We start from the raw sequence: 20,916 nt of genomic DNA on the forward strand, positions 1-20,916 counted from the left end.
CAGCGCAGTCGATGTTGATAAGCGCGAACCTCAGCCCAGCCACAGCTTCACGGCGAGGGCGAACCCGGCGGTGGCGATGACGACGCGCATCAGGGTGGGGGGTACGCGTCGCACGATGGCCGGGCCGACAGCGCCGCCGACGATGCAGCCCAGCATCAACGGGATGACGGCCGCCCAGCGGACGTCGGCGAAGATCGAGAAGGCAACGGCGGCAACGGCGTTGGCCATCCCGAGCAGGAGGTTCTTCAGCGCGTTGGCGGCCGGCAGCGTCTTGTCGGTGGCGAAGAGCAGCAGCGCCAGGATCATCACCCCGGCGGCCGCGCCGAAGTAGCCGCCGTAGAGGCACGTCAGGAACAGGGCGATCGGCATCAACGGCCCGCTGGGGGACGGGGCGATCGGCTCGGCCGCCCCGGACCCAACGCCTCCTCCGGGCCCGACCGCCTCGGGTCCCGCCACCTGCGGCACCTTGCTGCGCCCGGCCCTGATGGCCCGCAGGCGTGGGCTGAACAGCAGCAGCACCGACGCGCCGGCGACCAGGTAGGGCACCAGGTCCTCGAAGGTTCCGGCCGGCCCGACCAGCAGGAGAATGGCTCCGACCGCCCCACCGACGATCGCGATCCCGGTCCACCGGCGGATGTCCCGGCCCTGGCCCCCGAGTTCCCGCCGGGAACCGGACACCGATCCGATGCTGCTGCCGATCAGGGCCACCGTGTTGGTGACGTTGGCCGTGACCGGCGGGAGGCCGATCGCCAGCAGCGCCGGGTAGGACACCAGGGAAGCCAGACCTGCCGTTGAGCCGGTGATCCCGGCGCCGATGCCGGCGAGCACCAGCAGCGCGATGGTGCGCGGTCCGATCTCCATGGTGATTCGACAGTACGGTCAACGCGATCAGCGAGAATCGCCGCCACGATCGACAGGGTCCATACGAAGTCACGTTCGACACGAAGTAGGCAAACGAACATTGATCGCGCAGACATCCGGCGCGCCTTGCGCCGACCGGCACCGGCGGCACCTATTTTCATCATCAGAACCACTTGACATAACTATAACCATCTGGTTGAGGTTCAGGGTTTGAGCCGTAGCCTGCGATGCCCAACACGCCCAAGCCCAGCACGCCCACCCAGCAGTCCAACCAAGCATCTCCAACCAAGAGGAAAGGCTCAGGCGATGACGCCACCGCACAACTACCTCGCCGTGATCAAGGTCGTCGGCATCGGCGGCGGCGGCGTCAACGCGGTCAACCGGATGATCGAGGTCGGCCTCCGCGGGGTCGAGTTCATCGCGATCAACACGGACGCCCAGGCGCTGCTGATGAGCGACGCCGACGTCAAGCTCGACGTCGGCCGCGAACTCACCAGGGGACTGGGCGCGGGTGCGAACCCGGACGTCGGGCGCCAGGCCGCCGAGGATCACCGCGAGGAGATCGAGGAGGTCCTCAAGGGCGCCGACATGGTCTTCGTCACGGCCGGCGAGGGTGGTGGCACCGGCACCGGTGGCGCGCCCGTCGTCGCGTCGATCGCCCGCAAGCTCGGTGCGCTGACCATCGGTGTCGTCACCCGGCCGTTCGCCTTCGAGGGCAAGCGGCGCGGCGGGCAGGCGGAGTCCGGCATCCAGGATCTGCGCAACGAGTGCGACACCCTCATCGTCATCCCGAACGACCGACTGCTGCAGCTCGGCGACATCAACGTTTCCCTGATGGACGCCTTCCGATCGGCCGACGAGGTGCTGCTCAACGGCGTCCAGGGCATCACGGACCTGATCACCACCCCGGGCCTGATCAACGTCGACTTCGCCGACGTCAAGTCGGTGATGGCCGGAGCAGGCACCGCCCTGATGGGCATCGGGTCCGCCCGCGGCGAGGGGCGCGCCGTCCAGGCGGCCGGCAAGGCGATCAGTTCGCCGCTGCTGGAAGCCTCCATGGACGGAGCACACGGCGTGCTGCTGTCGATCGCCGGCGGCTCCGACCTGGGTCTGTTCGAGATCAACGAGGCTGCTTCGCTCGTCCAGGCGGCCGCACACGAGGACGCCAACATCATCTTCGGCACGGTGATCGACGACTCGCTCGGCGACGAGGTCAGGGTGACCGTCATCGCCGCCGGTTTCGACTCGACACCGTCCATCACGACGCCCGACCGTCGCCCGGCGCGCAACATCGCCGACGCCACCGCGGGGGAGCTCCGTCCGCCGCCGCAGCCCTACCAGGGAGAGGGCCAGCCGGGTCAGCAGCCCGCCCAGCAGGCCCCGTACGTCCCGCACACGCCCGCCTCCGCACCGCCCGCGCCGCACAGTGGTTACGGCGCACCGCGTCAGGCCCGTCCCATCGATGACGACGACGACGTGGACGTGCCGCCCTTCATGAAGCGGTGAAGGTCCCCCGGGATCAGGAGTACCACGACCACGGATCACGGTGGCGGTTCACGACCAGGGCGGGATTCGAAGGGGCGGAGGGTATCTCCCGCCCGCCGTACGAGCAGTTCAACCTCGGCCTGAACGTCGGCGACGATCCACTGGCCGTGCAGGTCAACAGGTCCGTTCTGACCAGGGAGATCGGTGCCGAACCGCAGCTCCTCGCCTTCATGAGCCAGGTGCACGGTACGAACATCGCCGAGATCAACGGCCCGACACCGGAACCCGTGCCTTATACCGATGGAATGGTCAGCGCGACACCGGGTGTCGGCCTCGCGGTGCTGGTCGCCGACTGCGTCCCGGTGATGGCGCAGGATCCGGAACGCGGCGTCATCGGAGTGGCCCACGCCGGCCGTCTCGGCGCGGCGGCCGGCATCGTCCCGGCGCTGGTCGACCGCATGGTGTCCCTCGGCGCGCATGCACCCGATCTGCAGGTCGTCCTCGGCCCGGCGATCTGCGGCCGGTGCTACGAGGTGCCGGCCGCCATGCGCGACGCGGTGGAAGCGCAGTTGCCCGGTTCTGCATGCGAGACCGCCCAGGGCACAGCAGGTCTCGACCTCCGGATCGGTCTGGCTCGTCAGTTGCGGGCGCTTGGCGTCGGTGCGGTCGAAATCGACGAACGCTGCACCCGCGAGGACCCGGACCTGTTCAGCCACCGCAGATCTTCCCCGACCGGGCGGTTCGCCGGCGTCATCCGGTTGTAGCGGCAGCCCCGACACGGTGTGTCGCAGCACGATGACCGTTGCAGGGGCCGATAACCTCAGTCACAGCAGGAGATCCGGTGCACTCCGCACCGGCCGAGGAAGGAAGCAGACCAATGGGATCGTGGCGCAGGGTCGGGGCCTTCCTCGGATTGGTTCCGGACGACCAGCACCCCTACGACGCCGATGGCTACGACGCCGGCCCGTACGACGACGGCTATGAATCGCCTCGCGATCGTGGCTCGTACGCCGGTTCCGCCACCCGCGACGGCCGTGAGGCACCGGGCGCCAAGGCCTACCCGGAGAGCGGCTACACCCGGTCCAAGGTCGATACCCACGCCGCCGACGGCTACCACCCGTCCGGCGAGGAGAACCTGACTTCCGCCGCCCCGCACGGCGGGCGCGGCGGATCGACCAGGCGCCCCTTCGGCAGCGAACCCGTCACCCAGGGAGCACTGGCCATGAAGGCCGAGCAGCGTCGCGACACGGACACCAGCACCGCCTCCCGCCCGGCCAGCGTGAAACTGACCGGCTTCGGCGAGGCACGCATCGTCGGCGAGAAGTACCGCGACGGCCAGTCGGTGATCCTGGACATGACCGGGATGTCCGACGCCGACGCCCGCCGACTCGTCGACTTCTCCGCCGGGCTCGCCTTCTCCCTCCGCGGGTCCATCGAAAAGGTGGCCCCGAAGGTCTTCATGCTGCTGCCGGCCGAGGCCGATATCGCGGGCGGGGCAGCCCACGCGCTCGAGGACGCCCGGGCCTACGTCGGCGGATACGCAGGCCGCTGAGCAGCGGCGGACGTCATCGGCCGCGGAGTCAGGTAAAAATAGAGAGTGAACATCGTCTGGCAGATCGCTTACCTGCTGCTCTGGATCTTCCGGTTGTTGCTGATCGGCCGGATCGTCATCGAGATCGTGCGAGCCATCGCCAAGACCTGGCGGCCGATCGGTCGACCCGCTGCCTCGATGGAGATTCTGTACGCGAGCACGGACCCTCCGGTGAAGCTCTTTCGCCGGGTGATCCCGATGGTGCGGCTCGGCGGGGTAGGGTTCGACCTCAGCATTATTGTTTTGTTCATCGTCGTCTGGATCCTGATGGGTGTGGCCGGGAGTCTGGCAGTCGCCAGCGCCTGATCTCAGCCGTCGTCATCGTCATCGTTGACATCGCCACGCAAGGAGTTAGCAATGCGGCTCACGCCAGCCGACGTCCACAACGTCGCATTCAAAAAGCCATCGATCGGTAAGCGAGGGTACGACGAGGACGAAGTCGACGCCTTCCTCGATCTGGTGGAAGCGGAGCTCAGCCGTCTCATCGAAGAGAACAACGAGCTGACCCAGCGGCTGTCCGCCGCGCAGGCGGGCGGATTCGCCGGCGGCGCTCCGGTCGAGCAGGCGCCGCAGTACCAGCCGGAGGCCGTGCAGCAGTACATCGAGCAGGCTCCGGTCGAGACGCAGCACGACCACGAGGCCGTCGAAGCCCAGGCGGCTCCTGTCTCCGTCGAGAAGCCGGTCGAGGTCGCGCCCCCCGTGGTCGCCACTCCCGAGCCGGTGGCCGCAGTTGCTGCCGAGGCCGGTCCGGCCGCGCACCACGTCCAGGCGGCCAAGCTGCTCGGGCTGGCCCAGGAGACGGCCGAGCGCCTCACCGGCGATGCCGCCGCCGAGGCCGAGGCCACCAGGGCCGCAGCCAAGGCCGAGTCCGAGAAGCTGGTCGGAGATGCCCAGACCGAGGCCAACCGTCTGGTGTTCGAGGCACAGAACAAGTCCGACACCATGGTCAACGAGGCCACCGCGAATGCCGAGGCGCTCGAGCGGGACAGCCGGATCAGGGCCGATGCCATGGACCGCGAGGCCCAGGGCAAGTACTCGCAGGTGATGGGCCAGCTCACCGAGCAGCGCACCACGCTGGAGAAGAAGATCGACGATCTCCGGGTCTACGAGCGGGAGTACCGCAGCCGGCTCAAGAGCTGGATCACCGAACAGCTCTCGCAGCTGGACGAGAGCGGCGCTCCGGCCAACGAGAACAGCGAACAGCACGCCTGACGCTCGGGAGTAAACTCCCGAGCAGAACTTCAGTGGTAGGAATTCGAGCAGTGCGGCGACGACCCGGCCATCACCGGCGAGCCATTCGGAAGAACGACGTCGCAGGTCCCCGGCCCAGGTCGGGGACTTTGGGCGTTCACTAGAACCGAACGGGACCGGCCCGACACAGCCGGAGTGCGTCGGGCCTTCGGTCGGTCGGAAGTGCCGATGCACACGAGTGGTCCCGGATTCTCCGGGGCAAGCGGGGTGGTACCGCGGTCCGGCTCTCCTGACGGGAGCCGACATCGTCCCTGTGGCCTTGTCGCTGCTCGGACGAGAGGTACCCGCAAGATGACCGAACGTACGAAGTACCCACTCGCCGGTGACGGCGACGTCACCGCGCGCCCCGATTTCCCCTCGGCCGAGAGCACGACCCTGGCCTACTGGAAATCCGACGACACCTTCCAGGCATCCATCGACCAGCGGGACGCCGGCGAGAACGGGTCGAATGAGTTCGTCTTCTACGACGGCCCCCCGTTCGCCAACGGACTGCCGCACTACGGCCACCTCCTGACGGGTTACGTCAAGGACGTCGTTCCGCGCTACCAGACCATGCGCGGCCGCAAGGTCGAACGCCGTTTCGGCTGGGACACCCACGGATTGCCCGCCGAGCTCGAGGCCGAGCGGCAGCTCGGCATCAAGGGCCGCGGCGAGATCCTCGAGATGGGCATCGAGAAGTTCAACGATGCCTGCCGCGAATCCGTCATGCGCTACGCCAACGAGTGGCAGGACTACGTCACCAAGCAGGCCCGCTGGGTCGACTTCGAGAACGACTACAAGACCCTCGACCCGAGCTACATGGAAAGCGTCCTGTGGGCGTTCAAGACCCTGTACGACAAGGGTTACGTCTACGAGGGCCAGCGCGTGCTGCCCTACTGCTGGGTCGACGAGACACCCTTGTCCAACCACGAACTGAAGATGGACGACGACGTCTACCAGCAGCGCCAGGACCCGTCCGTGACGATCTGGGTTCGTCTTCAGACGGGCGAACGACTGATGGCGTGGACCACCACGCCGTGGACGCTGCCCAGCAACCTGGCGATGGCGGTCGGGCCCGATCTGGACTACGTGGTCGTCGAGTTCGAGAACGAGCGCTACATCCTGGCCGAGGCGCGGCTGGCGTCCTACGCACGTGAGTTCGGCGAGGACATCGCCGAGCACGTGGTGGACCGGCTCAAGGGCAGCGAACTCGTCGGGCGCAGCTACGAGCCGCTCTTCGATTTCCTCACCGACGTGAGCGTGTTCGGCACCGAGGCCGCCTTCCGGGTGATCCCGGCCGATCACGTCACCACCGAGGATGGCACCGGTGTCGTTCACATGGCCCCCGCCTACGGCGAGGAGGACCAGACCGCCTGCGAGGCCGCCGGCATCCCGACCATCCTGACGGTCGACGACCGCGCCCGGTTCACCGCGATCGTGCCGCCGTACTCCGGTATGCAGGTGTTCGACGCGAACCCGTTCGTCATCGACGACCTGAAGAACAACGGCCATCTCATCCGGCGCGAGACCTACGAGCACAGCTACCCGCACTGCTGGCGCTGCCGCAATCCGCTGATCTACAAGGCGGTCTCGTCCTGGTTCGTCGAGGTGACGAAGTTCCGCGACCGGATGGTCGAGCTCAACCAGCAGATCACCTGGGTGCCCGAGCACATCAAGGACGGCCAGTTCGGCAAGTGGCTCGCCAACGCGCGGGACTGGTCGATCAGTCGGAACCGCTTCTGGGGCAGCCCGATCCCGGTCTGGAAGTCCGACGACCCGTTGTACCCGAGGGTCGACGTCTACGGCTCCATCGCCGAGCTGGAGGCCGATTTCGGCACGACCGTCACGGATCTGCACCGCCCGTACATCGACGACCTGACGCGCCAGAACCCCGACGACCCCACCGGCCGCTCCACCATGCGCCGCGTCACCGAGGTCCTCGACGTCTGGTTCGACTCCGGCTCCATGCCCTTCGCCCAGGTGCACTACCCGTTCGAGAACCGCACCTGGTTTGAAAATCACTACCCCGGCGACTTCATCGTCGAGTACATCGGTCAGACGCGGGGCTGGTTCTATCTGATGCACGTGCTGGCGACGGCGCTGTTCGACCGACCGGCGTTCTCCACGTGCGTGAGCCACGGCATCGTGCTCGGCGACGACGGCCGCAAGATGTCCAAGTCGCTGCGCAATTACCCGGACGTCAACGAGGTCTTCGCGCGCGACGGATCCGACGCGATGCGCTGGTTCCTGATGGCCTCGCCGATCCTGCGCGGCGGCAACCTGATCGTCTCGGAAGCGGGTATCCGCGAGGGGGTCCGTCAGGCCGTCCTGCCACTGTGGAACGCCTATTACTTCCTGACGCTCTACGCGGGCGCGGCAGGCAAGGTCGGCCACGTGCGGACGGATTCGGGGGACGTTCTCGACCGCTACATCCTGGCCAAGACCTCGACGCTCGTCGACGAGATCACCGCCCAGATGGATGTCTACGACATCGCCGGGGCCTGCGCCTCGGTCCGCAACTTTCTCGAGGTGCTGACCAACTGGTACGTCCGGCGCTCCCGCCAGCGGTTCTGGGACGGTGACGACGACGCCGTCGACACCCTGCACACCGTGCTGGAGACGGTCTGCCGGGTCGCGGCGCCGCTACTGCCCCTGACCACCGAGCAGATCTGGCGCGGCCTGACGGGGGAGCGGTCCGTGCACCTGACCCAATGGCCCAGCCTGTCCGGTGCGAACGCGTTGCCGGCCGATCCGGACCTGGTGGCCGCGATGGACGAGGCGCGCGAGATCGCGTCGGTCGCGCTGTCGCTCCGCAAGGGTGCGAAGCTGCGCGTCCGTCAGCCGCTGGCCGCCCTCACCGTTGCCTCACCGGCCTCGGAAAGGTTGCAGCAGTTCGGTTCTCTGCTGGCGGAAGAGGTCAACGTCCGCTCGGTGTCTATCACCCCCGTCGGTGACACCACGAGCGACGGTCGGCTCGAGCAGAAGCTCACCATCAATGCCAGGGTCGCCGGTCCGCGCCTCGGAAAGCAGGTCCAGCAGGTCATCGGTGCCTCGAAGAAGGAGACCAGCTGGGTGGTGGCCGAGGACGGGTCCACGGTGGTCGGCGGGGTGCAGCTACTGGCCGGCGAGTTCAGTCTGGATGCCGCCGTGCGTTCACCGTCGGCCGATGCGCCCGAAACCATCGTCACAGCGTTGCTCCGTTCCGGCGGGTTCGTGTCGCTGGACACCGTGCTCGACGACGAGCTGATCGCGCAGGGTTCCGTCAACGATCTGCTCCGGCTGGTGCAGCAGGCCCGCAAGGACGCCGGGTTCCAGGTGTCCGATCGGATCACGCTGGCGCTTCAGGTGCCCGACGACCTGTGGACCGCGGTCGACGCCCGCCGGGAGCAGGTGGCCGCCGAGACGCTGGCCACCGCAATCGGCCGCGTGCCGCACCTGTCGTCCGACCGCGCAGTGGCCGGGGAGGTCGGCGACGGGGTCGAGGTGGTCTTCGCCGTCGCCCTTGCGGCGGGCTGAACCCAACAGGCCGGGTTGGACGGGTCAGTCCGGCGGCATCCCGTCCTTCTGCCTGCATCCGCTCTGGGTGCCGACGGAGGCCGGACGGACACTCGACGGCGCCTCAGGACTATGCAAGCCGGGCCGGTCGACACCCGGTCGTTCCGAGTACCGTGCGGGTCGGTTCGGCCCTCGATCGGCTGGTCACGGCGATTCTCGTCGCCAACTCGCCGTCTGACGTTCGCCCAAATCTCACTCGGATCTGCTCCGATGGACAGCCGGACAAGTGCACAATTGTTCGGACACCTGCACACGAAGTCGTGCGCATGCGAGCGGGACTGACGAACGAGGTTGAGCAATGGTCGAGCACACAACTCCGGCTGTGGCGGTTCGGGCTCCAGCAACCCAAGCGGTGCCGATCCCAGCGGTGTCGACCCAAGTTGAGTCGACCCAAGCTGTGTCGACTCGACCTGTGGCGACTCGAGCTGTGTCGATTCAGGCAGCGTCGACTCGAGCTGTGTCGATTCAGGCAGCGTCCATTGAAGCTGTGTCGATTCAACACCCCCGCCCCGAGCACTTCCTGCTGCACGTCAGCGACACCCACTTCGTGGGCAATGGTCTGCTCTACGGGACGGTGGACGTCGAGGCGCACCTGACAGCGCTCCTGGAGCAGTTCGAGCAGAGCCACTCGCGTCCCGAGGCGATCGTCGTCACCGGCGACATGGCCGACAAGGGTGATCCGGCGGCCTACCGTCGCCTCCGCGGCATCGTCGAACCGGTTGCCCTGCGCCTCGGCGCCCAGGTGATCTGGGTGATGGGCAACCACGACAGCCGCGCGGCCGTCCGGGTCTGCCTGCTGGACGAGCAGCCCTCAGCCGACCCGCTCGACCAGGTCTTCTGGCTGGGCGGCCTCCGGGTCATCACGGTGGACACGTCCGTCCCCGGCTACCACCACGGCGAGGTCGCGCCGGCCCAGCTCGCCTGGCTCGCCGCCGAACTGGCCACCCCCGCCCCCGAGGGCACCATCCTGGCGATGCATCACCCGCCGGTGCCGAGCGTGCTGGATCTCGCGGTGCTGGTGGAATTGCAGGACCAGCAGGCGCTCGCTGCGGTGTTGCGCGGCAGCGACGTTCGGACCATCCTGGCCGGCCACCTGCACTACTCGACGACCGCAACCTTCGCCGGCATTCCCGTGTCGGTGGCCTCGGCCAGCTGCTACACGCAGGACCTCGCCGTCCCGGACGGATCGATGCGTACCCGCGACGGCGCGCACGCCGTCAACCTGGTGCACGTCTACCCGCACACCGTCATGCACTCGGTGGTGCCGCTGGGCTCTTTCCCGGTGCTGTCGACCGTGTCCGCGCGCGACGCGGCCGCTCAGCTGGAGAGAGCCGGAATCGAGTTGCCGCCGGTCTCGGTGCCGGCCTTCTCCCACGGCGCCGGGACGGCGAAGTAACGGTCGAGGAAGAGCCGGACCGCCGCGGCCCGCTCGTCGGCGGGCACCTCCGGAAAGCTGCCGTCGTTCAGGCAGAAGCAGTCGAACGCCCGTTTGCGCAGCAGCTTGTCGAGGCTGCGCAAGCCTTCGTGAGTCGTCGTGTCGATGTATTCCGCGGTGGCGGTTTCGTTCCGAAGGGCTCGCCCGGTGAGTAGCGCGTAGTAGTGGTACAGCGAATTCGTCACCGAGATGTTGGTGCTGGCGCGGAAGGTACTCGACATCGTCGAACGGAATTCGTCGGCGAATTCCAGTTCCAGCTCGCGCATCACCGATTTGCGCAGCGGCGCGGCGGCATGTTCCAGATGGCGGGTGGTGAGTTTTCCGAATCGGTCGTGCAGCAGACGCCGGTTCACCCGGGCGGCGTTCTCGAACCCGCTGCGGTCGGAGTTGTTGTCTCCCAGACCGATCCGGTTCGGTCCTTCCAGGAACTTCGTCAGGCCACCGGAGGTGAAGAATAATTCCGGACGGACGGGACGCCCGAAGAACATGTCGTCGTTCGAGTAGAGGAAATGTTCGCTCAGGCCGGGAATGTGGTGCAGCTGGCTCTCCACGGCCATCGAATTGTGAGTTGGCAGCACTGAGACATCGGAGAAGAAGTCCTCGCTGCGGACCACGGTGACCTTCGGGTGATCGTCCAACCAGGCCGGCTGCTCCGAATCCGTGACGATGAAGATCTTCCGGATCCACGGGGCGAAGAGATGAACCGATCGCAGGGCGTATTTCAGTTCGTCGAGCTGCCGGAAGCGGGCCTCGTTGTCGTCGCCCTCGCCCACCACGTAGCTCGACATCCGCTTGGCCCTGGCCTTCTGCCACTCCATCGAACCGGCGTCGACCCAGGAGAAGACGATGTCGATGTCGAACGTGATGTCGTCGCTGAAATCGGCGAACATGTTGACCAGCGTCGGCCAGGTCCGGCCGTAACGCTCCACCGTGGTGCGTTCGAGCGTGTCGGTGATCCATTCCCGACGGGTCAGTCGGTTCTCTGTCGGTGGCTTGGTGCGGCCCTCTCGGAACGACCACAGCTCGACCTGGATGCCGGCGGCCGCCCCGAATCGCAGGCCGCCGCGCAGTTCGACGCGGGGACGGAACAACCGGAAGATCCGGGCCTTGGGGTCGTCCGAGAGGGAACCGGCACCCACGAGCACCGTGGCCGGACCGCCCGACGACTTTCCCTTGTCGATGGTGCGGGAGTACAGCGGTTCCCGGTTGCCGGCGACCCGCAGCGCCTCCACCAGCCGATGTCGATCACGCCTGTCCACGGCCAGCACCGGCCGATCGCCGTCACCCCGGACGAGCAGGTAGTCGACCTGCCCGGCATCCAGCGCTTCACTGACGAACAGCAGATCCTCGATCGTGGCCTGGTCGGGCGTCAAGGTCTCGTTGACCAGGGAGAACCGGCCGTCGACCAGCACCACGTCCTCGCGGGCCAGTAGTTGCGGCCAGGTCTCGCCGATGATGCTCGGCCGGTTCGGATCGACGATGATCTTCGACTCCTTTGGCTAGATGAGGACGCGCGTGGGTCGACTCGATCCATCCCGTGAATGTTCCGTCGACGTCCTCATCATGACCCTGAATTGTTCCGTCGCCGACCATCGGCTTGAAGCAGCCTTTACCCGAGAGGGCGGGGATGGATCCTCGCAGGTCAGAGCTCCGCGGCGAGCGCGGTGAGCGTCGAGGAGCAGTCTGCGTCGAGTCGCCAGGTGGCCAGTTCGTCCCCTCTGGTCGTTCCGCGATTGAGGATGACGATGGGAATGCCGCGCCTTCTGGCGTGCCGGACGAAGCGCAGACCGGACATGACGGTCAAAGAGGATCCGGCTACCAGCATCGCGTCCGAGGAGTCGACGGTCTCGAAGCAGTGCGCGACCGTCGGCTTCGGCACGCTGTCGCCGAAGAACACCACGTGCGGCTTGAGAGGTCCGGCGCATCGGGTGCAGGCGGCCACCCGGAAGCCGCTGGTGTTGTCGAACTCGACGTCGCCGTCCGGGGCGCTCACCAGCTCCAGGTCAACGCCGAAGCCGGGGTTGAGCTCGTCCAGCCGTCGGTGCAGTTCCAGCCGAGGGGTGATCTGCCCGCAGTTGAGGCAGATCACCTCGTCGATCCGGCCGTGCAGATCGACCACCTTGCGGCTGCCGGCCTGTTGGTGCAGGCCGTCGACGTTCTGGGTGATCAGCTGCGTGAGGTACCCGGCCGATTCCAGCGCGGCCAGGGCCAGGTGTCCCTTGTTGGGGACCGCGGTTCCCATCCGCTGCCAGCCGAGATGGCTTCTGGCCCAATACCTCTGCTGGGCCTCGGGGCCGGAGCGGAACTCGGTGATGGTCATCGGTGCGCGCACCGGGGCGCCGGGGCCGCGGTAGTCCGGGATACCCGAGTCGGTCGACAGGCCGGCGCCGGTCAGCACCACCACGGACCCGGCAGCGAACAGGTCCACCGTCGCGGCGAAGGCCCGCTCCGGCGCGGCTGCGAGCTCGGCCGGGTTCGGATCCGTCGGCCTGTTCAGTTGTTCGGACGGACGGGTGACGGGCACGTTTTCAGCGTACGCGGGGCGTCAGGAAGGGACTTTATCGATACTGGTTCGCGTTACAAAGACTGTACGACCAGCCACGGCGGACGTCGTCGGGTGCGGATCGACCGCAGATCGCACGCAGATCGAGAGAGGGCTCATGATGAGGAAGAACATTCATCCGGACTACCACGCGGTGGTCTTCCGTGATTCCAGCACCGGCGACGAGTTCCTGACCAGGTCCACCGCCCGCAGCACGGCCACCGTCGAACTCGACGGCACCAGCTACCCGCTGATCGTCGCCGACGTGACGAGCGCGTCCCACCCGTTCTGGACCGGCAACGCCCGCGTCGTCGACACCCAGGGCCAGGTGCAGAAGTTCCACCAGCGCTACGGAAAGCGCACCCGCACCACGGTCTGATGAGATTGGGCTGCCTGATCAGGCTGGGCCGCCGTCAGACTGAATAGGCTGGGTCGGTCAGTGGGCCCTGTCAGGCCCTCGACCGACCTACCACGGGAGTGACGTGCGCCAGCTCTACATCATCGGCATCGGTTCCGGCGACCCCGAACACCTGACCGTGCAGGCGATCTCGGCTCTCAACGAGGTCGACGTCTTCTTCGTCGCTGACAAGGGCGCCGACACCGACGAACTGACGGAGATGCGGGCCGAGATCTGCCGCATCTACTCCACCGAGCGGGAGTACCGGATCGTGCAGATCGCGGATCCGCCCAGGGACCGGCGGTCGTTCCTGACGTCGGAGCAGTACAACGCGGCGGTGCTGGACTGGCACGAAGCCCGCGCGGCTGCGTGGGAGTCGGCCATGCTCGACGAGTTGGAGCCGGGTGAGACCCCGGGTTTCCTCGTCTGGGGCGATCCGGCTTTCTACGACAGTGTCGTCCGGATCGTCGAGCGGGTGAAGGCCAGGGGAGCACTGAAGTTTCGCCACCACGTCATTCCCGGCATCAGCAGTGTCCAGCTGTTGGCCGCCGCGCACAGGATCGTGCTCAACCGGATCGGCGAGCCGATCCACATCACCACCGGACGGCGGCTGCGCGAACAGGGCCAGGGACCGCACGAGCCCACCGGCTTGCCGGTCGGGCTCGACGACGTGGTGGTGATGCTGGACGGGGAACTCGTCTGCCAGCACTTCACCGAGCCCGGGCTGGAGATCTACTGGGGCGCCTACCCTCGGTTCGTCGGATGAGATCTTGGTAGCGGGCATCCTCGCCGACGTCATCGACACGATCATCCGGGTGCGGGCGAAAACCAAGGCGCGCAAGGGTTGGATCATGGACACCTACCTCATCCGGCGACCGGCGGCGGGGTCCGCAGACCCGCGTCGCTGACGGTGAAGAACGCCAGCACACCGCCGAGCGCGCAGAGAGCGCCGGCGATCAGCACGGCGCGGTGGAACCCGATGGACAGCAGTGCGGGGTCCGCGTAGGCCGCCGGGGTGATGCCGGCCAGCGCCGGAAGCACCGCGACGGCCAGCAGTCCGGCGATGCGGGCGACGTCGTTGTTGACCGCCGACGCGACACCGGTCAGATGGTCCGGCGCGGCGGCCAGTACCGACGACGTCAACGGAGCGACGGTTGCGGACAGGCCGACGGCGAAGACCAGAACCGCGGGCAGGACCCCACCCAGGTAGCCGCTGTCGGCGTCCAGCCCCGCGAACATCGCGATCCCGACACCGGCGATGATCGGCCCGATGGTCATCGGCCAGCGTGGCCCGATCCGCTGCGCGAGCGCACCGCCGCGTGCCGACAGCAGCAGCATCACCAGCGTCAGCGGCAGGAGCGACGAACCTGCTGCTACCGGCGAGAAGCCGGACACCACCTGCAGTTGAACGGGCAACAGGAAGAGCCCGCCGGAAAGTGCGGCGTAGACCGCAAACGTCACCAGATTGGCCGCGGTGAACTGCCGCACGGCGAACAAACTCAAGGGCAGCAACGGATCCGGGTGTCGGCGCTCGAAGAGCACGAAGGCCACCAGCAGCACTGCGCCGATCGCCGTCGCGGCCACCACGACGGTGGGCCAACCCTGCGCGGGACCTTCGGTCAGCCCGTAGACCAGGCCCGCGAGACCCAGCGAGGCCAGGACCGCGCCGACGACGTCGAGCTTCCCGGTCGCCTGTTCGTCCCGGGTCTCCGGGATGTACTTCTGGGCGGTGAACACCACCACGATGGCCAGCGGGATGTTGATCAGGAACACCAGTCGCCAACCCCAGGGGGCGACGCCGACCAGGACGCCACCGAGCACCGGCCCCAGTGCGGTGGCCACCCCGCCGAGTCCCGACCAGGCGCCGACCGCGGTGGCCCGGTCCTCCTTGCGGAAGACGGCCTGCAGGATCGCCAGCGAACCAGGGGTCAGCAGCGCCGCGCCGACGCCTTGCAATGCCCGCATGATGACGAGGACGGTTGCGTTCGGCGCCGCTCCGCAGAGCACCGAGGCGATGGTGAACCACACCACGCCGATGACGTAGATGCGTCGCCGGCCGAGCCGGTCCCCGAGCGATCCACCGAGCAGCAGCAGACCGGAAAGTGCCAGCGTGTAGGCGTTGAGCGTCCACTGCAGGCTTGTCAGGCCGGCGTGCAGGTCGGTGCCGATCCGCGGCAGCGCCACGTTCACCACGGTGCCGTCGAGCTGCGCCAGGCCGCTGCCCAATATGGTCGACAGCAGCACCCATCGCCCCTGTTTGGACCCGTAGGTCAACAGGGTTCCGGCAGCGGGCGTACCGCGAGGGGCCTTGTCGAGGCTGGGCACGGTTTCCTCCTCGCGCTGGTCAGTCGGTGAAGCGATTCACCGGCACCAACCCTAAGGCTCCAGATTCCATTCCGTCGCGCGGGCGTAGGCTCGCGCAGCCGGGAGGGCGGGGCCATTCGGGGCGCCCTCGCCGGGTAGGCGGGCGTTCGAGGCGCCAGGACGGGAGTGAACAAGATGGTGGACGGCGGGCAACAGCCGGTACTGGTGGTCATGGGGGTGTCCGGCTCCGGCAAGTCCACGGTGGCCGGGGTGCTCGCCGGGCAGCTCGGCTGGGATCTCGCGGAGGGCGACGACATGCATCCCGACGAGAACGTCGAGAAGATGCGGGCCGGGCACGCCCTGACCGACGACGACCGCTGGCCCTGGCTGGAGACTGTCTCCTCGTGGATCGCCGAGCACACCATGGCCGGCGTCCCCGGCATCATCACCTGCTCGGCACTCAAACGGATCTACCGAGATGTCCTGCGCGGCAACCATGTGGTGTTCATCCACCTGGTCGGCTCCCGGGAGGAGATCGGACGCCGGATGGCGGCTCGACAAGGACACTTCATGCCGTCCGGATTGCTGGACTCGCAGATCGCGACCCTGGAACCTCCCGGCCCCGACGAGAACGTGCTGGAGGTCGACTTAGGGCGCAAGCCGGCGTCCGAGGCGGCGGAGATCATCTCCCGGCTCGACCTTCGTCCCGAGGCCGGGTCATCGGCGCTCGGCGCCGTCCGGCCGGGGGAGTCCTCGGTGCCGTCGGCTCCGGCCAGCGGCCGGTCGGGGGAGTCCTCGGTGCCGTCGGCCCAGGCCAGTGGCCGATGACCAAGGGGTTGATGACTGCTCCGATCATGGCCGCCGCCGACCCCACCGCCCCGTGGAATAGCCACGACACCCGGCTGATCGTCGTGACGGTGGCCGGAATCGCCGTGATCGTGCTGCTGATCTCCTGGGCGAAGATGCACCCCTTCCCCCGCTGATCCTCGGGTCGGTCGTGGTCGGCATCGCCGGCGGTGTCCCGCTCGGCACCGTCATCACCAACTTCGAGACCGGGGTGGGCGGCACGCTGCAGGAGGTCGGCCTCCTCATTGCCCTGGGTGCCATGCTCGGCAAGTTGCTCGCCGATTCCGGGGGAGCCGACAAGATCGTCTCGACGCTGTTGGCCAAGGCGTCGGGGTCCGCGATCCCGTGGGCGATGGCGTTGGTAGCCATGATCATCGGGCTGCCGATGTTCTTCGAGATCGGCCTGGTTCTCCTGCTCCCGGTCATCGTGCTGGTGGCCAAGAAGTCCGGCCTCAAGCTGATGCGCGTGGCTATCCCGGCACTCGCCGGGCTCTCGGTGCTGCACGGGTTGATCCCGCCGCACCCGGGTCCGCTGATCGCGATCAGCGCGTTGAAGGCCGACCTCGGCATCACCCTGGCGTTCGGCATCATCGTTGCCATCCCCACCGTCGTCATCTGCGGACCGCTGTTCTCGATCCTCGCGGCCAGATGGGTCCCGGTCGATGCACCTGCCCTCGCTGGTGGAGTGGACACGACCGAGTCCGCAGCGTCCAAGGAGGTGAAACGCCCACCGTCCTTCGGTGTCACTCTGTTCACCATCCTGTTTCCGGTGCTGCTCATGCTCAGCAAGGCCGTGGTCGACCTCGTCTACCCGGGCAAGACCAACAATCCGGCGGTCAAGGTCTTCTTCGATTTCGTCGGCGAACCGCTGATGGCGCTGGTGCTGGCGGTGCTGCTGGCGATGGTCACCTTCGGGTACGCAGTGGGATTCAAGAGCCCGGACATCACTTCTCGGCTCGGTGCCAGCGTCGGGCCGATTGCCGGCGTGATGTTGATCGTCGGAGCCGGCGGCGGGTTCAAGCAGACCCTGATCGGTGCGGGGGTCGGCGATTCGGTGGCCAAAGCCGCTACCGGATCAAACATCTCGGTCCTCCTGCTGGGCTTCCTGATCGCCGTCGCTCTCCGGCTCGCGACCGGTTCGGCCACCGTCGCGACCACCACGGCGGCAGCGATCGTGGCCCCGGTCGCCGTTGCGGCCGGCTTGAGTTCGACGCACCTTGCCTTGCTGGCGTTGGCGATCGGCGCTGGGTCGCTTTTCCTCTCGCACGTCAACGATGCGGGGTTCTGGCTGGTCAAGGAGATGTTCGGGCTGACCGTCGGTCAAACCTTCAAGACCTGGTCGCTGATGGAAACCCTGGTCTCCGTGGTCGGTTTCGGCTTCGTCATGCTGCTGTCCGCGTTCGTCTAGACGCGTTCTTCTGAAACATCGGCGCGCCTGCGCGTGCCTGGACGGCTCGGTTGGCGGTTGGCGGTTGGCGGGACGGCTCGGTTGGTGGGACCGCTCGGTTGGCGGTTGGCGCGACGGCTCGGTTGGTGGGACCGCTCGGTTGGCGGTTGGTGGGACGGCTCGGTTGGTGGGATCGCTCGGTTGGCGGTACCGCTCGATCAGACGGTTCAACCGGCCGGCTGCAGACTCGCTGCCTCAGACTGCGGCGGCCCGCACGTGGATACCGTGGGCGATGTCCGACGGCAGCTCGGTCGTCGTCGACCCATCGATGACCAGCAGCGCACGGTCGCGCGTGACGAACTCGAGTACCGCTCCGGGCTTGATGCCACCGCGCTGCAGCCGATCCATCACGCCGGGCTGGTTCTGCACGATCTCGATGATGCGACGTACCTCGAACTTGCCGCCCTTCGCGGCGGCGGCGTCAGCGCCGATCAGGTCGGCGTGCGTCTCGGAGACTGCCGGCTGGTCGACCCCGAGCTCCTGAAGACCGGGAATCGGGTTGCCGTAGGGGGAGGTCTGCGGGTGGCCGAGGAGAGCGACGAGCCGCTGCTCGACCTCTTCGCTCATCACGTGTTCCCAGCGGCAGGCCTCGACGTGGACGTCGCGCCAATCCAGTCCGATGACGTCGAGCAGCAGTCGCTCGGCCAACCGGTGCTTGCGCATCACCGATACCGCGCGTTCGCGGCCGAGGTCGGTGAGTTCGAGGTGGCGGTCGTCGGACACCATCAGCAGTCCGTCGCGCTGCATGCGGGCGACGGTCTGGCTGACGGTCGGACCACTCTGGTTCAGGCGCTCCGCGATGCGGGCGCGCAGAGGAAAGATGCCCTCCTCCTCGAGTTCGAAGATCGTGCGGAGGTACATCTCGGTGGTGTCGATCAAGTCGTTCAAGCAGGCGCCCTTCTCGCGTGTTCCGATCTTACCTGGCACGTCACCGCCATTCGGGCCGCTGCTTGTCACCCTTCGGTGAACATCAGCGGTCGCCTCCTGACTCCGTCTGCCGCATGGCCTGCCGTAGCGTGTCCGCAGCAGAGCCGGCCGGGCGTCTGCATCGCTCAATTCGGAGGAATCAGTGTCGAGTTCGCTCATCGGCTGTCATGCCCTGGTCTGGACCGGGACGTTCGATGCCGCGGGCATCCGGCTCTCGGTCGAGAAGACGAAGCAGGCCGGATTCGATCTGGTCGAGTTCCCGTTGATGGACCCGTTCAGCTTCGACACGGCGGTCGCCATCGCAGCGCTGGAGGCGCACGGAATGTCGGCCAGCGCCAGTCTCGGGCTGTCGCCCGCCACCGACATCAGCAGCGAGGACCCGGAGGTCGTTGCCGCCGGCGAGGCCCTGCTGATGCGTGCGGTCGACGTGGTGGGTGAACTCGGTGGGACTCAACTCTGCGGGGTCATCTACAGCGCCATGAAGAAGTACATGGACCCGTTGACCGCCGAAGGTCTCGAGAACAGCATCGGCACCATCGGCCGGGTGGCCGATCACGCTGCCGAACTCGGACTGTCGCTCGCGCTGGAAGTGGTGAACCGGTACGAGACGAACATCCTGAACACCGGTCGTCAGGCGCTTGCCTACGTGGAGAAGGTGGGTCGGCCCAACGTCGCGGTGCACCTGGACAGCTATCACATGAACATCGAGGAGTCGGACATGTACTCGCCCGTCCTCGATTGCGGTGCGCAGTTGGGGTACGTCCACATCGGCGAGAGTCACCGCGGCTACCTCGGTACCGGCAACGTCGACTTCGATTCGTACTTCAAGGCGTTGGGGCGCATCGGATATCAGGGACCCATCGTTTTCGAGTCCTTCTCCTCGGCCGTGGTTGCCCCCGACCTCAGCCGCATGCTCGGCATCTGGCGCAACCTCTGGGAGGACAACGACGAACTCGGCCGCAACGCCAACGACTTCATCCGCGGCCACCTGACGGCCGTGAAGTCCATCGACCTGCATTGACCTCCCGGCGCACTGACCCGTTCCTCGCTGACCCGCCCGGCTCGGGTTGACCCTGTCGGGTTCGGGTTGACCTGTCGGGCTGGGGTTGACCTGTCGGGCTGGGGTTGACCCTGTCGGGCTCGGGTTGAACTGCCGGGCCCTCGCTTGCTCGAATGCTTGCACCCAAATCTAGTCGGGCTCCCGTTCGCACCTACGAACCGTGAAGCCGCGTCACACCTGTTGGTGTGGCGCGGCTTTCCGGTTCTCGGTTTGTGGTGTGGGTCGGTTAGAAGGGTGGGTCGTCGCCGGTGGCGGTGTGGGGGCCGGTGTCGCGGTGTTCGGGTTTGGGTGGTCGGTTGAGTGCGTGGGGTCGGGGTGGGGTGGGGTGGTGATCGCGGGATGCGCCTTTTGCGGTGGCGGCGGCGGCGGCGGTGAGGTTGGTGGTGAGGGAGGCTTTTTCGGTGGTGTCGTGCCGTCGTGGGGTGTGGCCGGCGGCCATGTCGGCTGCGGCGGTGGCGGCGTGGGTGCCGGGGTGCAGGTCGGCGATGCCGGCCAGGCGGCGCAGGGAGTGTTCTCGGGCTTGTTGGCGTAGCGCGCGGTAGGTGTGGATTTCCACGCTGCCGGGGTGCGGGATGGTGTCGGGGTCTTCCAGTTCGGTGTTCGGCTCGTCCCACTGGGTGCCGGCGGGGTGGACGGGGATGGTCGGCCCGGTGACCGTAGGTCCCAGGATCGTTGACCCTTTGGGGTCGGGGTCCGGGTCGGTGTCCGGGGTGCGGGCGGTGTTGTCCGCCGGGTCCGGGTTGGGTTTCCGATCGGCCGAGGCATCGCGATGTTCGGCAACATCCGCGGCATCCGCGGCGTCCACGGCGTGGGCCGTGTGGTGGGCAGTCGTGTCCGCCAGATCAGGTTCGCCTGCCACCGCATCTGATGCGTCCGCCGCCGCGACCACTTCGGCCGCCGCCCCGGCTGCTGCGGCTGCTGCGGTTGCTGCGGTTGCGGTTGCTGTTGATGAGGTTGCTGCGGTTGCTGCGGTTGCGGTTGCTGTTGCTGTTGCTGCGGTTGCGGTTGCTGTTGCTGTGGTTGGTGTGGGGGTGGTCGGTGTTTCCTGCAGCGGCCCGGCTGGGACCTCGACCTCGACCTCGACCTCGACCCCGGGATCGGGATCGGCATCGGCCTGGTCTTGGTCCTGGGCGGTGTCCTGGGGGTTGGTGAACAGGCGGGGGTGGGAGATGGCGTGGTGTCCGGTGTTGGTGATCCAGCGGATCGACATGTCCGGTTGCAGGTGCGGGGTCCAGT

Annotated in this window: 15 protein-coding genes and 3 pseudogenes; 12 read left to right on the top strand and 6 right to left on the bottom strand. The window is 67.4% G+C overall.

The window, feature by feature from the left end:
• Positions 1 to 30: 30 nt before the first annotated feature.
• The gene (locus tag ABIB25_RS19895; RefSeq protein ID WP_354530251.1) at positions 31 to 861 is read right to left on the bottom strand and encodes a sulfite exporter TauE/SafE family protein; all 831 of its coding nucleotides are present in this window, start codon (positions 859 to 861) and stop codon (positions 31 to 33) included.
• 306 nt (positions 862 to 1,167) lie between these two features.
• On the opposite strand from ABIB25_RS19895, the gene ftsZ reads away from it, so the two are divergent.
• The 7 genes from ftsZ to ABIB25_RS19930 all read left to right on the top strand — a co-directional run bounded on the left by ftsZ (position 1,168) and on the right by ABIB25_RS19930 (position 10,118).
• A complete protein-coding gene (gene ftsZ, locus ABIB25_RS19900) occupies positions 1,168 to 2,367 on the top strand; it encodes a cell division protein FtsZ (RefSeq protein ID WP_354530252.1) in 1,200 nt (399 codons plus the stop codon).
• Positions 2,364 to 3,110: a peptidoglycan editing factor PgeF gene (gene pgeF / locus ABIB25_RS19905; protein WP_354530253.1), complete on the top strand. Its 747-nt coding sequence runs from the start codon at positions 2,364 to 2,366 to the stop codon at positions 3,108 to 3,110. Before ftsZ ends, pgeF begins: the two co-directional genes overlap by 4 nt.
• 113 nt (positions 3,111 to 3,223) lie before the next feature.
• Positions 3,224 to 3,898 (top strand): cell division protein SepF, encoded by a 675-nt coding sequence (locus tag ABIB25_RS19910; RefSeq protein ID WP_354530254.1) that lies wholly within the window; start codon positions 3,224 to 3,226, stop codon positions 3,896 to 3,898.
• A 45-nt stretch (positions 3,899 to 3,943) separates the two neighbouring features.
• The gene (locus ABIB25_RS19915; protein ID WP_354530255.1) at positions 3,944 to 4,243 is read left to right on the top strand and encodes a YggT family protein; all 300 of its coding nucleotides are present in this window, start codon (positions 3,944 to 3,946) and stop codon (positions 4,241 to 4,243) included.
• Positions 4,244 to 4,294: 51 nt separating this feature from the next.
• On the top strand, positions 4,295 to 5,149 hold the full coding sequence (gene wag31, locus ABIB25_RS19920; protein WP_354530256.1) for a DivIVA-like cell division protein Wag31: 855 nt from the start codon (positions 4,295 to 4,297) through the stop codon (positions 5,147 to 5,149).
• 330 nt (positions 5,150 to 5,479) lie between these two features.
• A complete protein-coding gene (gene ileS, locus ABIB25_RS19925; RefSeq protein ID WP_354530257.1) occupies positions 5,480 to 8,683 on the top strand; it encodes an isoleucine--tRNA ligase in 3,204 nt (1,067 codons plus the stop codon).
• Positions 8,684 to 9,200: 517 nt separating this feature from the next.
• Positions 9,201 to 10,118 (top strand): phosphodiesterase, encoded by a 918-nt coding sequence (locus ABIB25_RS19930; protein ID WP_354530274.1) that lies wholly within the window; start codon positions 9,201 to 9,203, stop codon positions 10,116 to 10,118.
• On the opposite strand, the gene ABIB25_RS19935 is transcribed toward ABIB25_RS19930, so the two are convergent.
• Positions 10,040 to 11,641 carry a stealth family protein gene (locus tag ABIB25_RS19935; protein ID WP_502919863.1) on the bottom strand — a complete coding sequence of 534 codons (1,602 nt, stop codon included), beginning with the start codon at positions 11,639 to 11,641 and terminating at the stop codon, positions 10,040 to 10,042. The genes ABIB25_RS19930 and ABIB25_RS19935 overlap by 79 nt on opposite strands.
• Before the next feature lie 158 nt (positions 11,642 to 11,799).
• Positions 11,800 to 12,585, bottom strand: coding sequence for an NAD-dependent protein deacetylase (locus ABIB25_RS19940; protein WP_354530275.1), 786 nt, complete (start codon positions 12,583 to 12,585; stop codon positions 11,800 to 11,802).
• Positions 12,586 to 12,820: 235 nt separating this feature from the next.
• On the opposite strand from ABIB25_RS19940, the gene ABIB25_RS19945 reads away from it, so the two are divergent.
• Both ABIB25_RS19945 and cobF read left to right on the top strand, forming a co-directional pair.
• Positions 12,821 to 13,078, top strand: coding sequence for a type B 50S ribosomal protein L31 (locus ABIB25_RS19945; protein ID WP_354530276.1), 258 nt, complete (start codon positions 12,821 to 12,823; stop codon positions 13,076 to 13,078).
• Positions 13,079 to 13,181: 103 nt separating this feature from the next.
• Positions 13,182 to 14,004 (top strand): annotated as a pseudogene (cobF, locus tag ABIB25_RS19950) (precorrin-6A synthase (deacetylating)).
• Here cobF and ABIB25_RS19955 read toward each other — a convergent pair.
• Positions 13,961 to 15,421: a DHA2 family efflux MFS transporter permease subunit gene (locus ABIB25_RS19955; protein ID WP_354530260.1), complete on the bottom strand. Its 1,461-nt coding sequence runs from the start codon at positions 15,419 to 15,421 to the stop codon at positions 13,961 to 13,963. The pseudogene cobF and the gene ABIB25_RS19955 sit on opposite strands and share 44 nt — an antisense overlap.
• A gap of 174 nt (positions 15,422 to 15,595) precedes the next feature.
• Here ABIB25_RS19955 and ABIB25_RS19960 point away from each other — a divergent pair, with 174 nt between their 5' ends.
• Positions 15,596 to 16,228 carry a gluconokinase gene (locus tag ABIB25_RS19960; protein WP_354530277.1) on the top strand — a complete coding sequence of 211 codons (633 nt, stop codon included), beginning with the start codon at positions 15,596 to 15,598 and terminating at the stop codon, positions 16,226 to 16,228.
• Positions 16,229 to 16,239: 11 nt separating this feature from the next.
• Positions 16,240 to 17,654 (top strand): annotated as a pseudogene (locus ABIB25_RS19965) (GntT/GntP/DsdX family permease).
• Positions 17,655 to 17,888: 234 nt separating this feature from the next.
• Here ABIB25_RS19965 and ABIB25_RS19970 read toward each other — a convergent pair.
• Positions 17,889 to 18,581 carry an iron-dependent transcriptional repressor DtxR gene (locus ABIB25_RS19970; protein WP_354530261.1) on the bottom strand — a complete coding sequence of 231 codons (693 nt, stop codon included), beginning with the start codon at positions 18,579 to 18,581 and terminating at the stop codon, positions 17,889 to 17,891.
• Positions 18,582 to 18,762: 181 nt separating this feature from the next.
• Here ABIB25_RS19970 and ABIB25_RS19975 point away from each other — a divergent pair, with 181 nt between their 5' ends.
• The gene (locus ABIB25_RS19975; RefSeq protein WP_354530262.1) at positions 18,763 to 19,641 is read left to right on the top strand and encodes a sugar phosphate isomerase/epimerase family protein; all 879 of its coding nucleotides are present in this window, start codon (positions 18,763 to 18,765) and stop codon (positions 19,639 to 19,641) included.
• 265 nt (positions 19,642 to 19,906) lie between these two features.
• Here ABIB25_RS19975 and ABIB25_RS19980 read toward each other — a convergent pair.
• Positions 19,907 to 20,916 (bottom strand): annotated as a pseudogene (locus tag ABIB25_RS19980) (hypothetical protein); the annotation flags it as partial.

The organism is Nakamurella sp. UYEF19 (assembly GCF_040546275.1).
In the GTDB taxonomy this organism is placed as follows: domain Bacteria; phylum Actinomycetota; class Actinomycetes; order Mycobacteriales; family Nakamurellaceae; genus Nakamurella.

Bases quoted from the DNA above. Each gene is read 5' to 3' on its own strand.
- ABIB25_RS19895 (WP_354530251.1), bottom strand. From the start codon at position 861: ATGGAGATCGGACCGCGCACCATCGCGCTGCTGGTGCTCGCCGGCATC.
- ftsZ (WP_354530252.1), top strand. From the start codon at position 1,168: ATGACGCCACCGCACAACTACCTCGCCGTGATCAAGGTCGTCGGCATC.
- ABIB25_RS19910 (WP_354530254.1), top strand. From the start codon at position 3,224: ATGGGATCGTGGCGCAGGGTCGGGGCCTTCCTCGGATTGGTTCCGGAC.
- wag31 (WP_354530256.1), top strand. From the start codon at position 4,295: ATGCGGCTCACGCCAGCCGACGTCCACAACGTCGCATTCAAAAAGCCA.
- ileS (WP_354530257.1), top strand. From the start codon at position 5,480: ATGACCGAACGTACGAAGTACCCACTCGCCGGTGACGGCGACGTCACC.
- ABIB25_RS19945 (WP_354530276.1), top strand. From the start codon at position 12,821: ATGAGGAAGAACATTCATCCGGACTACCACGCGGTGGTCTTCCGTGAT.
- ABIB25_RS19960 (WP_354530277.1), top strand. From the start codon at position 15,596: ATGGTGGACGGCGGGCAACAGCCGGTACTGGTGGTCATGGGGGTGTCC.